Here is a 14,138-nt window from a genome sequence, read left to right as displayed (position 1 = left end):
GGTCCGCGCCGGTCCGGACCTGCGGGGTTGGGCGGCCCACCGGAGCGCACCCGGTGAGGTGTAAGGCGGGGGCCCCGGTTAACGCATTCGGTAGAGGCGGGGGCCCCGCTTAACATCCACGTGTTAAGCGGGGCCCCCGCCTTACATCCGGGTCAGGCGACGACGGCGTCGTGTGCCTTCTTCAGCGCCTTCGGGGCGGTCGGCGTCGTCGGGGCCTTCGGGCGCAGGTCGAGCATGCGCTGGCCGATCTCCTGGAGTTGGTTACGGCCGAGCGCGTCGCGCACCTTCGGGAACCACTCCTGCTCCTCCTCCTCGACGTGGTGCAGCACGTTCTCCATCAGCACCGTCGTCTTGGCGACGAACCGCTCGTCGTCGGCGTCCATGGCGTGCAGTTCGAGGCAGAGCACGTCCGCGACGTGGTGCTCCTCGTACGATTCGAGGATGTCGTCCTCGACGTCGGGCACGAGCTTGCGGATCTCCGGGTACATCACCTCGTTCTCCAGGTAGGTGTGCACCGTCAGCGCCTCGATGATCTGCCCGACGATCTTCCCGCGCCGGCTCGCCGGCCCGTCCTCGGCATCCTGGAACGCCGTGAACAGTCGGCGGATCTCCTTGTGGTCCTCCTTGAGCAGGACGATCGCGTCGGTGGACACCGGTTACCTCCTAGGTCGGCTGATGACGCCCCGGTACCCCGGCCCCGATCGGCACAAACCGTGCGGATCAGACGGTGGCCAGCGTGTACGGGATCTCGTCCAGCAGCTCCCGGGCGAGGAAGCCGATCCGGCCGTACCGGGGCACCAGCCGCTGCCCGCTCACCGCGTGCGCGAACGCCGCCCAGCAGGCCGCCTGCGCCGGGTCGGCGCCACGGGAGAGCAGCCCGGCGAGCAGCCCGGCCCGCACGTCGCCACTGCCGGAGGTGCCCAGCCCGGCGTCGCCGCTCTCCTCCCGCCACGCCCGGCCGTCCGGGGTGGCGATGTGGCCGTAGAGCGAGACCACCGCCTCGTACCGGTCGGCCAGCGCCACCGCCTCGGCGTCCAGGTCGTCGCCGGGGTCGCGGTCGAGCAGGTGACGCGCCTCGGTGAGGTTCGGGGTGAGCACCACCTTGCGGCCCGAGCCGACCAGCAGGCCCGGCTCGTGGCTGAGCGCCCCCAGCGCGTACGCGTCGAGCACCAGCGCGGTCTCCGGGCCGGCCGCGTCGAGCACCACGCGCAGCACCTCCCCGGTGGCGTCGATGTCCCTCAGCCCGGGGCCGACCACCACCACGTCCGCGTCCGCGACCAGATCACCGAGCAGGTCGCCGGGGTCGCCCCGGACCGCGCCCTCGTCGGTCTCCGGCAGGCCGACGACGAGCGCCTCGGGGACCTGGATGCTCAGCGACGCGGCGGTGGACTCGGCGGCGGCCAACTGGAGCACGCCGGCGCCGGCGCGCAGCGCGGCGACGCCGGCGAGCAGCACCGCCCCGGGCGTGAACCGGGAGCCGCCGACCACGAGCACGGTGCCGCGCGCCTCCTTGCCGCCGGTGGGCACCGGCAGCGCCCAGTCCCGCAGCAGCGCGGGGGTGATCACGTCAGACCGGCTCGGCATTGACCTCGTCCTCCCTGGTGGGCCGCGCCCCCTGCTGGTGCAGGTGGGCGACGTCGTTGAACAGCTCGGGGGTGAGCCGGCCGGCGTCGTCGGCGCGCCAGCCGGTCACCGAGCAGTTGGCGATGACCTGCTCACGGGTGAGCGCCGCCAGCTCCGCCTCGGTGAGCCCCTCCACCAGGTAACGGAGCAGGAAGACAAGCGCGTCGTGGCCGAACAGCAGCACCCGGCCGCCGTCGTGGTCGCGGCGCAGGTCGCCGAGGAGCGCCCGCAGTCGCAGCGCCACGTCGGTCCACGACTCGCCGCCGGGCGGGCGGTAGTAGAACTTGCCGAGCCAGGCCCGCCGCCGCGCCTCCTCCGGGTGGCGGGCGCGCACACCGTGCCCGGTGAGCCCGTCGAGGATGCCCAGTTCCCGGTCGCGCAGCCGCTCGTCCCGGCTCATCGGCAGGCCGGTGCCGGCCAGCGCCAGCTCGGCGGTGCGCACGGCGCGCAGGTACGGCGACGCCACCACCACGTCCGGCCGGCGTTCCGCGGGCAGGCCGGCGAGCCACCGGCCGGTCGCCCGGGCCTGCTCCTCGCCGGTGGGCGACAGCGGCACGTCCGCGTCCCGGTGGGTGAGGTCGATCAGCTCGGCGCCGGACGTCTCGGCCGTGGTGGCCGCGACGTTCGCGGTGCTCTCGCCGTGCCGGACGATCCAGAGCGCTGCCAACTCCGCCATGCGGCTCCCGGTACCCGGGGTCGACGCCGGGTAACCGCGGCGGCCCGGCCCGGCGGCTCCGGCCCACGGGGCAGCGCCATCCGGTATCGAAGCGGCAGAATGTCCGCCGGGCCGGGTGGCCCGCTGGGGGGAGGTGGGCATGTCCACGGTGCTGCGGGGCCTGCGGGAGGCGCTGGTGCTGCTCCTGATCGCGGCGGTGGTGATCGCGGCGGTGGTCGGCATCTGGGTGGCGATCGACGGCGGTGGCTTCGTGCATCGGCTGGGGGTGGCGTTCATGCTGGTAGGCGGCCTGGTCGGGATGACCGGCGACCTGACGTTGAGCCGGATCGGCATGCTGCCGGCGAGGTCCGCGTTCGGCCTCGCGCCGGAGCGGCAGGACGGCGGCGGCGGTCGGGTGCTCACCGGCGTCGGCATCTTCCTGTTCGTCGGCGTGCCGCTGATCGTGGTCGGGGTCCTGCTGGTGAGCTGAGGACACGCCCGCGGCACCGTCCGGTGCCCTACCGTGTGTGGCGTGGCGACCGCGGCGGCCGAGGAGATCCGGGTGGGGGAGCGGCTGGTCCGCGTCTCCAGCCCCGACAAGCCCTACTTCCCGGAGCGCGGGCTGACCAAGCTGGACGTGGTCCGCTACTTCCTCTCCGTCGGCGACGGCGTCCTGCGCGCGCTGCGGGACCGGCCGACGATGCTGGAGCGCTGGCCGCGCGGGGTGTTCGAGGGCGCGAAGGTGGCCACCCGGCAGACCAACAAGGGCGACGCGTTCTACCAGAAGCGGCTGCCGGCGGGCGCGCCCGACTGGGTGCGCACCGCGCACATCACGTTCCCCAGCGGCCGAACTGCCGACGAGGTCGCCCCGAGCGAGCTGGCCGTGGTGATCTGGGCGGCCAACCTGGGCACGCTGCGGTTCCACCCGTGGCCGGTGTCGAAGGCCGACGTGGAGCACCCCGACCAACTGCGCATCGACCTCGACCCGATGCCGGGGGTGGAGTTCGCCCAGGTGGTGCCGGTGGCCCACGAGGTGCGGGCGTTTCTCGCCGAGCTGGGCCTGGCGGGGTTCCCGAAGACCACCGGCGGCCGGGGCCTGCACGTCTACGTGTCGATCGAGCCGCGCTGGAGTTTCGGGGAGTGCCGGCGGGCGGTGCTGGCGCTCGGGCGGGAGATGCAGCGCCGGCGGCCGGACCTGGTCACCACCACGTGGTGGCGCGACAAACGCGACCGGCCGGTGTTCGTCGACTACAACCAGATGGCCCGCGACCACACCATGACCTCGGCGTACTCGATCCGGCCCACCCCGGCGGCGCTGGTCTCGGCGCCGCTGGACTGGGCCGAGCTGGACGACGCCCGGCCGGAGGACTTCGACGTGCTCAGCATGCCGGCCCGGTTCGCCGGGCGCGGCGACCCGCACGCCGGCCTGGACGAGCGGCGCTTCTCCCTGGAGCCGCTGCTGGCGCTGGCCGACGCCGAGGGTCTGGAGTCGCCGCCGGAACGGTAGCGGGTCAGGCCCAGGGGCTCTGCGTGCCGTCGAACTCCTCGAACACCAGCCAGGTGCGGGTGGACAGCACCCCGGCGATGCTCTGCACCCGGTCCAGCACCACGTCCCGCAGCGTGGCGTTGTCCGGCGCGCGGACCAGCGCCAGCACGTCGTGCTCGCCGCTGAGCAACGCCGCGTGCTCGATGTAGCGCACCCGGGCCAGCTCGGCGGAGACCTCCCGCCAGGTGTTCTGCTCGATGGTCAACGCGATGTACGCCGACGTCCCCAGCCCGGCCGGCTCCGGCGCCACCCGCGCGGTGAAGCCGGTGAGCACGCCGTCGCGCAGCAGCCGCTCCACCCGGGCGTACGCGTTGGTGCGCGAGACGTGCACCCGTTCGGCGAGCGTCCTGATCGAGAGCCGGGCGTCGGCGACCAGCTCCCGCAGGATCCGCCGGTCCACCTCGTCGAGCGGCCCGGCCGAACGTCCCGTTCCGCCGGCCGTGCCCGCTGTGGTCCCGGTCTCCTGGCTCACGTCGCTCACCTTCCCACGCCATTCGTCCCGCGTTCATCGCGGATGTTGAGTCAATCATCCATCGGCAGGACCATAGGCCCACCACACGTCCAGGAGGTCCCCGCCGTGACGACCACACCCCAGGCGGTCCGCAGGGCATCCCCGCGCACCCGCCGGCCGGCCACCCCGGCCGCCGAAGACCCGTCCGCCGGCCTGCTCCCGCAGTCCACGCCGGTCCGGCTGCTCGACCCCGACGGCACCCCGCTGCCGCCCCGCGACGACTACCCCGAACCGCCGGTGGAGACGTTGCGCGAGATGTACCGCCGGATGGTCGTCGGGCGTCGCTTCGACACCCAGGCCACCGCGCTGACCAAGCAGGGCCGGCTCGCCGTCTACCCGTCCGCGCGGGGCCAGGAGGCGTGCCAGGTCGGCGGCGTGCTCGCGCTGCGCGACTCCGACTGGGTCTTCCCCACCTACCGGGAGTCGATGGCGCTCACCGCCCGCGGCCTGGACCCGGTCGAGGTGCTCACGCTGCTGCGCGGCGACTGGCACTGCGGGTACGACCCGGCCGTCACCCACACCGCGCCGCAGTGCACGCCGCTCGCCACCCAGTGCGTGCACGCCGCCGGACTGGCCTACGGCGAGTGGTACCAGGGGCGGGACACCGTGGCGCTCACGTTCATCGGCGACGGCGCCACGAGCGAGGGCGACTTCCACGAGGGCGTCAACTTCGCCGCCGTGTTCAAAGCGCCGGTGGTCTTCCTGGTGCAGAACAACAAGTACGCGATCAGCGTGCCGCTGTCCCGGCAGACCGCCGCGCCGAGCCTGGCCCACAAGGGCGTCGGCTACGGCGTACCGAGCGAGCAGGTCGACGGCAACGACCCGGTGGCCGTGCTGGCGGTGCTCAACCGCGCGGTCGCGCACGCCCGCGCCGGCAGGGGCCCCTACCTGATCGAGGCGCACACCTACCGGATGGAGCCGCACACCAACGCCGACGACCAGACCCGCTACCGCGACGCCGACGAGGTCGAGGCGTGGCGCGACCGCGACCCGATCGCCCGGCTGGAGGCGTACCTGCGGGCCCGGGGCGTGCTCGACGACGCCGCGGTCGCGGCCGTCGCCGAGGAGGCCGAGGCGTACGCCGCGACGCTGCGCCGCCGGATGGACGAGCAGCCGACCGTGGACCCGCTGAGCCTCTTCGACCACGTCTACGCCGAGCCGACGCCGCAGCTCATCGAGCAGCGCGAACTGGTCCGGGCCGAACTGGCCGCCGCCGCCGACGACGAGGACGGGGACGCCTGATGGCCACCGTGACCATGGCGAAGGCCCTCAACGCCGCGCTCGCCGACGCGATGCTCGACGACGAGCGGGTGGTCGTCTTCGGCGAGGACGTCGGCCAACTCGGCGGCGTCTTCCGGATCACCGACGGGTTGCAGGCCCGGTTCGGCGACAAGCGCTGCTTCGACACCCCGCTCGCCGAGGCCGGCATCGTCGGCTTCGCGGTCGGCCTGGCCATGTCCGGGCTGCGCCCGGTGGTCGAGATGCAGTTCGACGCGTTCGCGTACCCGGCGTTCGAGCAGATCGCCTCGCACGTGGCGAAGCTGCGCAACCGCACCCGCGGCGCGCTCAGCGTGCCGATCGTCATCCGGGTGCCGTACGCCGGAGGGATCGGCGGCGTGGAGCACCACTGCGACTCGTCGGAGGCGTACTACGCGCACACCCCCGGGCTGAAGGTGGTCACCCCGGCCACCGTCGACGACGCGTACTCGCTGCTGCGCGCCGCGATCGACGACCCGGACCCGGTGGTGTTCCTGGAGCCGAAGAAGCTCTACTTCGGCAGCGCCGAGGCGGAGCTGCCGGCGCGCACCGCGCCGATCGGCACCGCCGTGGTGCGCCGCCCCGGCACCGACGCCACGCTCGTCGCGTACGGCCCGGCCGTGCCGGTGGCGTTGGCCGCGGCGGAGGCGGCCGGCGAGGAGGGCTGGGACCTGGAGGTGGTCGACGTGCGCAGCATCGTGCCGTTCGACGACGCCACCGTCACCGAGTCGGTGCGCCGCACCGGCCGCTGCGTGGTGATCCAGGAGGCGCAGGGCTTCGCCGGCGTCGGCGCCGAGATCGCCGCCCGGGTCCAGGAGCGTTGCTTCCACGCCCTGCACGCCCCGGTGCTGCGGGTGTCCGGGTTGGACATCCCCTATCCCGCGCCGATGCTGGAGCACACCCACCTGCCGTCGGTGGACCGGGTGCTGGACACCGTCGCCCGGTTGCAGTGGGACGACCAGCCCGACACGCGGTGGGTGGCGGCATGACCGAGCGCATGAGCGGCACTGTCGGGACCCGTGATTTTCTCCTGCCGGACCTGGGGGAGGGGTTGAGCGAGGCGGAGATCGTGCAGTGGCGGGTCGCCGTCGGCGACGTGGTCACCGTGGACCAGAGCGTGGTGGAGGTGGAGACCGCCAAGGCCGTGGTCGACGTGCCCTGCCCGTACCCCGGCCGGGTCGTCGCCCTGCACGGCGCGGAGGGTGAGGTACGTCCGGTCGGCCAGCCGCTGGTCACCATCGCCCCGGTCGACGGCGGCGACGCGCCGGATGCGCACGCCACCTACCGCGAGGAGGAGCGGGCCGGCTCCGGGAACGTCCTGATCGGGTACGGCACCGGGCACGGCGGCCCGGGGCGGCGGCGACGCCGTCCCCGCCTGGCGGTCGCCCCGGATCCCGGTGCGCCGGAACGGCCGGACCCGCCCGTCGCGGCGGTGCCCGGTCCGTCCGCGGTGACCGCCGCGCCGCTTGTCATCTCGCCCATCGTGCGACGGCTGGCGAGGGAACGCGGGGTCGATCTGGCGTCGCTGCGCGGCACCGGGCCGGGTGGCGTGATCCGCCGGGCCGACGTGGAGTCCGCCGGGGACGCCCCGGCGGCCCGGTTGGCGGCGGTGCCGGACGCGCAGGTCGGGTCGGCCCCGGCCGCCGGCGACGACGTGGTCATTCCGCTCACCGGCATCCGCCGGGTGATCGCCGACAAGCTCTCCCGCAGTCGCCGGGAGATCCCCGAGGTGACCATCTGGGTCGACGTGGACGCCACCGGGCTGTTGGAGACCCGGGCCGCGATCAACGCCGCCACCCCGGACGCGCCGGTGAGCATCCTGGCCCTGCTGGCCCGGATCTGCCTCAGCGCCCTGCGGAAGTACCCGCAGCTCAACGCGCATGTCGACACCGAGGGGCAGCGGATCGTCCAGTTCGCCGGGGTGCACCTGGGCATCGCCGCGCAGACCGACCGGGGGCTGGTCGTGCCGGTGCTGCGCGACGCCCAGCGGCTCACCACCGGGGAGCTGGCCGCCGCGCTCGCCGAGACCACCGCGGCGGCCCGTGCCGGTACGCTGCCGCCGGCGCGGCTGACCGGCGGGACGTTCACGCTCAACAACTACGGCGTGTTCGGGGTGGACGGCTCGACGCCGATCATCAACCATCCGGAGGCGGCGCTGCTCGGTGTCGGCCGGATCGTGGACAAGCCGTGGGTGGTGGACGGGCAGCTCGCCGTCCGGAAGGTGACCCAGCTCAGCCTCACCTTCGACCACCGGGTCTGCGACGGCGGGGTGGCCGGCGGCTTCCTGCGGCACGTGGCCGACTGCATGGAGCGTCCCGCCCTGCTGATCGCGAACGTCTGACCCCCGTCCCGGCCGGGGATCCTGGTACGAGACGGCCCCCGAAGGGGCGCTCTCGTACCAGGATCCCCGCTGGTCTCGCGCAACCGGACGATCGGGGTGGGGGAATGCCGATCCGGTCGTCGCCCACCCACTTTTCGCAGCCGTTTCCGAGCAATTCCGCCGAAGGTGCCACTCCATGACGCCGGGCCTACAGAATGTGGGCGAGGGGTTGGCGGAAATGGGGGGCGACATATGTTTGTGAGGCGGCGACTGACGCTTTTCGCGGTGACTGTCGCGATCGCGCCGCTCGCGGTCGGCGCGTGCACCGCCGGCCCGAAGTCGGTGGTCCGGAAGGCCGAGGCGACGCCGCCGTCGGTCACGGTGACGCCGGCCGACCGGGCCCGCGACGTGCCGATCAGCGCGGAGGTGGGCACGAAGGTCAGCAACGGCAGGGTGACCGGCGTGAAGCTCACCGACGACAGGGGCCGCCCGGTGCCGGCGCAGCCGCGCGAGGACGGATCGGGCTGGGTGCCGGACCGTCCGCTGGCGAATTCCCGGACGTACACGGCGGAGGTGACCGTGACCGGCGATTCCGGGAAGACCGCGACGCGGAAGACGACGTTCACGACGATGGCCAAATCCACCAAACCGGCCGTCACCAGCGAATTGTATTTCCGGGACAAAGAGACGTACGGGACGGCGATGCCGGTGGTGCTCGGGTTCGACCCGCCGATTCCGGAACAGGCGCGGGCGGACGTGCAGCGGCGGTTGTTCGTGAAGACCGATCCGCCGCAGCCGGGCACCTGGTCGTGGATGTCCGACGGCAAGCAGGCCGAGTACCGGGCCCCCGACCAGTGGAAGCCCGGCACGAAGATCAGCGTGCGCAGCGCGCTGGAGGGGCTGCCCATCGGCAAGGAGGCGGTCGGCGACGCCGACCACGTGGCGACCGCCCGGGTGGGCCGGCGGGTGTCGCTCGACATCGACAACACCACCAAGCAGATGACTGTCTACCAGGACGGCAAGGTGCTCAGGAAGCTGCCGGTCAGCCTCGGCAAGCCCAGCACGCCGAGTTCCAGCGGCACCATGGTGATCATGGAGAAGCACGAGCACACCACGTTCGACACGCGGGGCGAGCCGGACGGCGGCTACGTGGTCGACGTGGACGACGCCCAGCGGCTGACCTGGGGTGGGGAGTTCATCCACTCGGCGCCGTGGTCGGAGGGGGAGCAGGGCTACAACAACACCTCGCACGGCTGCACGAACGTCTCGGCCGCCGGCGCGGACTGGCTGATGGGCGTCACGCAGGTCGGTGACCTGGTGACCGTCAAGGGCACCGAGGTGAAGCTCCAGCCGGGCAACGGCTTCACCGCCTGGAACGTCAGCTGGGACGAGTTCGCCAAGGGCAGCGCGCTGCCCGTACCGGCGGGGCTGAAGCCGACGCCGAGCGCGACGCCGCACCCGGGCGCGGTGGCCGGGGGCTCGTCGCCCGCGCCCACCCCGACCAGGAGCAACAGCGGCGGTTGAACCGGGGAGGAACGGCCGGGGCCGGTCCGCGTGCGCGGACCGGCCCCGGCAGGGCGGGCGGCTGCGGGATGACCCTGAGACGGCTCGGGGTCGGCACCCGGGCGCTACCCGGAACCGCGCCTGCGAGCAGCCGAAACTGTCGGTGGGCGGGGGTAGGTTTGGCGGTATGAGAGACAGCGGCGACCGCTTCGCGGTGGCGATGGACGTGCGCGACCACGTGGTCGAGCTGCGCCCGGTCGGCGAGATCGACATCGCCACCGTGTCGGCGTTCCGGGCCGCGCTGTGGGCGGCCCCGGCGCGGCCGGTGCTGCGGGTCGACCTGTCCGGCGTGCGCCTGCTCTCCGCCGCCGGGGTGCGCGCGTTGGCCGCCGCCCACCTGCGGGTGCGGGCCCGCGGTGGGGAGCTGGTGCTTGTCGACCCCGAGCCGGTGGTGGCCCGGGTGCTGCGGGTGACCGGCCTGCACCGGGTCGTCCCGGTGCGGGAGTCGGGCCGCGAGCCGGAGCTGCTGGCCTGCGCGGCGGCCTGAACGCCGGTCGGGCCGCCGGCACGACGCCGACGGCCCGACGGTCGGGGGGCGCTCAGCGCACGCCGAGCAGGTCCACCACGAAGACAAGCGTCTCGTTCGGCTTGATGACGCCGCCGGCGCCCCGGGCGCCGTAGCCCAGGTGCGGCGGGATGGTGAGTCGGCGCCGGCCGCCCACCTTCATGCCGATCACACCCTGGTCCCAACCGGCGATGACCTGGCCGCCGCCGAGCGGGAACTCGAACGTCTCGCCCCGGTTCCACGAGGCGTCGAACTCGCGGCCGGTGGAGTGGGCCACGCCCACGTAGTGCACGCTGGCCAGTTGGCCGGCCTGGGCCTGCGGGCCGTCGCCGACCGTGATGTCCTCGACGACGAGATCGGCGGGCGGCGCGCCCTCGATCGGGCCAACCTCGGGCTTCTCCATGAGCGGGTCTCCTCGGTGCTGACGGGAAAGTCACCGTCGATCCTGCCTGATCGCGACCGACCGATACGCGCCGGTACCCGCCGCGCCGCCGACGTCGGGACAGGCGACGTCGGGACAGGCGACGGGGCGGGCGTCGCCGGTCGGCGACGCCCGCCCCGGGGCGGCCTGCTCTCACCTCAGCCAGGGGAAGCGCTGGACCAGGGGGAGCGTCGCCCAGGCCCGGCCGAGGCCGAGGGTGTTGCCGGCGCCGACGAGCGCCAGGCCGGCGAGCAGCCCCGCGTAGATGAGGTGGTCGTCCATGACGGGGTTGTTCTCCGGGGGCAGCACGGCCGTCCACATCAGGACCAGCAGCAGCCCGCCGGTGACGGCGGCGATCCGGGTGCCGATGCCGAGCAGCAGGGCCACGCCGATGCCGAGCAGGCCGAGCATGAACAGCCAGTCGGCCCAGGCCGCGCCGGCGATGTCGTGGTAGATGCCCTCGAACGGGCCGGCCACGCCGAAGCCGAGGAAGCCCTTGGTCGGGCTGCCGCCGTTGATCCAGGCGTTCTTCGCCGGGGTCTCGTGCCCCAGGCCGAACATCTTGTCGAGGAAGGCCCAGAGGAACACCCAACCCAGGGCGATGCGCAGCCCGGCCCAGACGTACCGGGTGGCCTTCTGGCGGGGGGTCTCAGCCGCCGGAGCGGTGGTGATGGCGGGGGTCCGCTCGCGTGTCGCGGTCATGGTGTCCACGTCCCTTCTGTCCCTGGCACCGCGCTTCGGTGGCATCTCCATTCCACCGTCGCGCGCCGGCCGGGAGCAGGGCCGTCGGTGCCGCGTGCCCGGGTCCTTGGTCCCGTCCCGGCCCGGTCCGGTCGGCCCGGGCCGGGACCGGTGCAGACGGGACCGGCTCGGACCGGACCGGCTCAGACCGGGGTGGCGAGCTGGGCGGCGAGCAGCGCCGGCGCCTCCGCCAGCGACGGGCCGTACCAGGTCAGGTGCCGGCCGGAGACCAGCACCGAGGGCACCCGCGGGAACGCCTCCGGCCCGTCGTCGACGGTGAACCGGTACGGCTCGTCCGGCAACACCACCAGCTCCGGCGACCGGGACCGCAACTCGTCGAGCGTGGGGCGGGGATAGCGCTCCGGATCGTCGGCCCAGCCGTTGACCACGCCGAGTCGGCGCAGCACGTCCCCGGCGAACGTGTCGCGACCCAGCACCACCCACGGGCGCCGCCACACCGGCACCACCGCGGTCCGGGCGCGCCCCGGCGCCGGCGGCGTGGCCCAGGCCCGGCGGGCCGCGCGCAGCCATGGCGGCTCGGCCGCGGCCCCGAGCGCGGCGACCAGCTCACCGAGCTGGTCGAGGGCCTCCGGCACGGTACGCGGGAAGGTGACCCGGACGGGCACGCCGGCCGCGCGCAGCGCCTCCGCGTCGGCCAGCCGGTTCTCCTCCTCGTTGAGCAGCACCAGGTCGGGCGCCAGGGCCAGCACCCGGTCGAGGTCGGGATATTTCGTGCCGCCGACCCGGGGGACGTCCAGCCCGGCCGGATGCGTGCACCAGTCGGTCGCGCCGACCAGCACCTCCGGCCGCGTCGCCGCGACCGCCTCGGTCAGCGACGGCACCAGCGACACCACTCGCACGGCCGGTCAGCGGGCCCCGACCGGCGCGGGCTCCGGCGGCAGGCCCGCCACCGGCACACCCTCGCGCACCGCCCACTCCACCGCGGCCCGCAGGTCCGCCGTCGGCAGCGGTCGCCGGGTGGTCACCGCGACGGCCGCGTGCACGGTGTACGTGACGAACGGGAACGCCCGGGCCAGCGCGCCGATGCTCTCGTGCAGCCGGCCGACCACGGCCAGCGCCTCCGGCTCGCCGAGCGCCGGCAGCACGAGCTGGAACTCGTTGTCGGCGACCCGGACCGCCCGGTCCACCGGCCGCAGCACGCTGGTGACCGCGGCGAGCACGGCCTGACTCTCCCGGGCGGCGCTGCGGCGCCCGAAGCGCTCCGGCGCGCCGGCCGGTTCGGCCACCCGCAGGCCCACGAGCGCCACCGGCAGGGTGCCGGAGGCGGTCACCCCGTCCGCGCCGGACCATCGGCGCAGGCCGGCCTCGTCGAGCATCCCGTCCGCCGTCTCGACCGGTGGCGCACCCCGGTAGCCGCGCCGGACCAGCAACCGCAGCGCCGCGTCGGCCCGGGACTCGCCCGCACCGGCCGGAATGTCGCGAACCCGGGCGACCGCCTCGTCCAGCGCCACCCGGGCCGGGCCGGGCAGCCGCTCGGCGAGCCGCTCCCGCAGCCGGATCACCTCGTGCAGAGCGGCGTCCCGACGGAATCCCCAGTGACCGTCGAAGAGCCGGCCGGTCTCCAGCGTCGCGGCCGGCGTGACCTCACCCCGGTCGTACGCCACCAGGCTGGCGCCGAAGCGTGGGGTGAGCGCCACCACGCTCCACTCCCGGGCCAGTTCCTCCGCCTCGTCCAGCGCCACCGCCTGCACCCCGTCGGGAAGGTGGTCGGGTGGGGGACCGCCGACCATGCCGACCACGGTGACCGTGGCCCGGCCGGCGATCCGCCGGTAGATCTCCCGCTCCCGGTCGAAGTACGGCAGCCGCTGGAAGAGCGCGAACACGACGAGCGGACCGTCCTCGGCCTCCGCCAGGGCCGCCCGTTCGATGGCGTGGGACACGGCCACGAGACTGTGTTTGGTGAACCGCTCCGGGGTCCGTCCGCTGTGCACCCGCAGAGCCTAGATCGTCGGACCCGGCGACGCACCGCCCGAGGGTGGCCCGGATTCTCCCCGTACCGCCGAGGCGGCCCCCATGATCGACGCCCTAGACTCGGGCGTCGACGAGAGCGACGGACGGACTGTGGCGAGATGACGAGCACCGGCGGCGTGACCGCCTCCTGGCTGCGGCCGGTCCCGGCGGAGGCCGCACCGCGGCTCACCCGTGCCGGTCACCTCGGCTTCGCCGACCGGCGTCTCGCCGAGCTGGTGCAGGGCCGTCCGCCCGGGGTCACCGGCAGCCAGTGGAGCACCGCCGGGCGGGCCGCCCTCGATCTGGTGGTGTGCGCCGCCGACACCCGGCTGCCGCGCTTCGCCGTGCGGTTCGGCCCGCCCGCGCCCGACGGTTCGCCCGCCCGCCGCGTCGAACGGCTGACCGACGCGGTCTGCGTCGCGGCGGGCCTGCCGCTGCTGCGGGTCGAGTCGTCGACGCTGGGCGGGGGCGAGCAGGTCCGGCGGTTCGTCGCGTACGTGCTCGACGCCCGTTCCTACGCCGAGGGCACCGACCCGGACGGCGGGGAGACGATCGGGTTCCGGGACATCGTGGGCCGGCTGCCCGACGGCCGGCGTGGTCCGGTCAACGACCTCGGCGCGCTGGCCCGGGCCGACGCGGTCGCGGCGTACGTGGCCGGACGGCTGGCCGACCCGATCGTGCGTGGCCTGCACGTGCGGTGGACCGACGGCCCCGCGGAGGGCTGGAGTTGGGTCGAGGCGCGGCCCGGGCGCTGCCTGGTGGAACGGGTGCGGCTGACGTCCCGGGGCGTCGTCCGTGGGGTGGACCCGGGCCGGCTCGCCGAGGACCTGGCCGCGGTGGCGCTGGGGGAGCGGCTCCGCGCCCCGGACCCCGCCGCGGCGTCCCTGGTGGACCGCGACGACCTCCGCGAAGAGGTACGGCGCCTCGCCGGCCGGCGCGACTCCTTCGACGGCGGTTTCGCCTTCGACCATCTCTGCGCGGACTGATCCACCGCTCCGGTAGCCGAGCGGTCACGCAATTTTTTT

At 74.4% G+C, this 14,138-nt stretch carries 16 protein-coding genes; 8 read left to right on the top strand and 8 right to left on the bottom strand.

Features of this window, described 5'->3' with window-relative positions:
* Positions 1-152: 152 nt before the first annotated feature.
* The 3 genes from O7619_RS19870 to O7619_RS19860 form a co-directional block, all read right to left on the bottom strand.
* A complete protein-coding gene (locus tag O7619_RS19870) occupies positions 153-653 on the bottom strand; it encodes a hemerythrin domain-containing protein (RefSeq protein ID WP_282282603.1) in 501 nt (166 codons plus the stop codon).
* Positions 654-720: 67 nt separating this feature from the next.
* Positions 721-1,584 (bottom strand): NAD(P)H-hydrate dehydratase, encoded by an 864-nt coding sequence (locus O7619_RS19865; protein ID WP_282282602.1) that lies wholly within the window; start codon positions 1,582-1,584, stop codon positions 721-723.
* Positions 1,568-2,299, bottom strand: coding sequence for a histidine phosphatase family protein (locus tag O7619_RS19860; protein WP_282282601.1), 732 nt, complete (start codon positions 2,297-2,299; stop codon positions 1,568-1,570). The genes O7619_RS19865 and O7619_RS19860 overlap by 17 nt, the downstream gene beginning before the upstream one ends.
* Before the next feature lie 139 nt (positions 2,300-2,438).
* Here O7619_RS19860 and O7619_RS19855 point away from each other — a divergent pair, with 139 nt between their 5' ends.
* Positions 2,439-2,768: a hypothetical protein gene (locus tag O7619_RS19855; RefSeq protein ID WP_282282600.1), complete on the top strand. Its 330-nt coding sequence runs from the start codon at positions 2,439-2,441 to the stop codon at positions 2,766-2,768.
* 33 nt (positions 2,769-2,801) lie between these two features.
* Complete coding sequence (locus tag O7619_RS19850) at positions 2,802-3,785, top strand: DNA primase small subunit domain-containing protein (RefSeq protein WP_282282599.1); 984 nt, start codon at positions 2,802-2,804, stop codon at positions 3,783-3,785.
* A gap of 4 nt (positions 3,786-3,789) precedes the next feature.
* On the opposite strand, the gene O7619_RS19845 is transcribed toward O7619_RS19850, so the two are convergent.
* Positions 3,790-4,296, bottom strand: a complete 507-nt coding sequence (locus O7619_RS19845; RefSeq protein WP_282282598.1) for an Lrp/AsnC family transcriptional regulator — start codon at positions 4,294-4,296, stop codon at positions 3,790-3,792.
* Positions 4,297-4,368: 72 nt separating this feature from the next.
* Here O7619_RS19845 and pdhA point away from each other — a divergent pair, with 72 nt between their 5' ends.
* From pdhA to O7619_RS19820, 5 genes are all read left to right on the top strand, one after another.
* Positions 4,369-5,577, top strand: a complete 1,209-nt coding sequence (gene pdhA / locus O7619_RS19840; protein ID WP_282288882.1) for a pyruvate dehydrogenase (acetyl-transferring) E1 component subunit alpha — start codon at positions 4,369-4,371, stop codon at positions 5,575-5,577.
* Positions 5,577-6,581, top strand: a complete 1,005-nt coding sequence (locus O7619_RS19835) for an alpha-ketoacid dehydrogenase subunit beta (RefSeq protein WP_282282597.1) — start codon at positions 5,577-5,579, stop codon at positions 6,579-6,581. The genes pdhA and O7619_RS19835 overlap by 1 nt, the downstream gene beginning before the upstream one ends.
* Complete coding sequence (locus tag O7619_RS19830) at positions 6,566-7,933, top strand: dihydrolipoamide acetyltransferase family protein (RefSeq protein ID WP_282282596.1); 1,368 nt, start codon at positions 6,566-6,568, stop codon at positions 7,931-7,933. Before O7619_RS19835 ends, O7619_RS19830 begins: the two co-directional genes overlap by 16 nt.
* 231 nt (positions 7,934-8,164) lie before the next feature.
* Positions 8,165-9,436: an Ig-like domain-containing protein gene (locus O7619_RS19825; protein ID WP_282282595.1), complete on the top strand. Its 1,272-nt coding sequence runs from the start codon at positions 8,165-8,167 to the stop codon at positions 9,434-9,436.
* Positions 9,437-9,602: 166 nt separating this feature from the next.
* Positions 9,603-9,962, top strand: a complete 360-nt coding sequence (locus O7619_RS19820) for an anti-sigma factor antagonist (RefSeq protein WP_282282594.1) — start codon at positions 9,603-9,605, stop codon at positions 9,960-9,962.
* Positions 9,963-10,014: 52 nt separating this feature from the next.
* On the opposite strand, the gene O7619_RS19815 is transcribed toward O7619_RS19820, so the two are convergent.
* From O7619_RS19815 to O7619_RS19800, 4 genes are all read right to left on the bottom strand, one after another.
* A complete protein-coding gene (locus O7619_RS19815) occupies positions 10,015-10,383 on the bottom strand; it encodes an FKBP-type peptidyl-prolyl cis-trans isomerase (RefSeq protein WP_282282593.1) in 369 nt (122 codons plus the stop codon).
* 171 nt (positions 10,384-10,554) lie between these two features.
* Positions 10,555-11,112, bottom strand: a complete 558-nt coding sequence (locus tag O7619_RS19810; RefSeq protein ID WP_282282592.1) for a DoxX family protein — start codon at positions 11,110-11,112, stop codon at positions 10,555-10,557.
* A gap of 173 nt (positions 11,113-11,285) precedes the next feature.
* Positions 11,286-12,002, bottom strand: a complete 717-nt coding sequence (locus O7619_RS19805) for a helical backbone metal receptor (RefSeq protein WP_282282590.1) — start codon at positions 12,000-12,002, stop codon at positions 11,286-11,288.
* A 6-nt stretch (positions 12,003-12,008) separates the two neighbouring features.
* Complete coding sequence (locus O7619_RS19800; RefSeq protein WP_282282588.1) at positions 12,009-13,094, bottom strand: DICT sensory domain-containing protein; 1,086 nt, start codon at positions 13,092-13,094, stop codon at positions 12,009-12,011.
* A gap of 138 nt (positions 13,095-13,232) precedes the next feature.
* On the opposite strand from O7619_RS19800, the gene O7619_RS19795 reads away from it, so the two are divergent.
* On the top strand, positions 13,233-14,099 hold the full coding sequence (locus tag O7619_RS19795; RefSeq protein ID WP_282282587.1) for a DUF2726 domain-containing protein: 867 nt from the start codon (positions 13,233-13,235) through the stop codon (positions 14,097-14,099).
* Positions 14,100-14,138 lie beyond the last annotated feature (39 nt).

The organism is Micromonospora sp. WMMD998 (assembly GCF_029581235.1).
Lineage (GTDB): Bacteria > Actinomycetota > Actinomycetes > Mycobacteriales > Micromonosporaceae > Micromonospora.
This window is presented reverse-complemented; position numbering and strand designations above follow the sequence as displayed.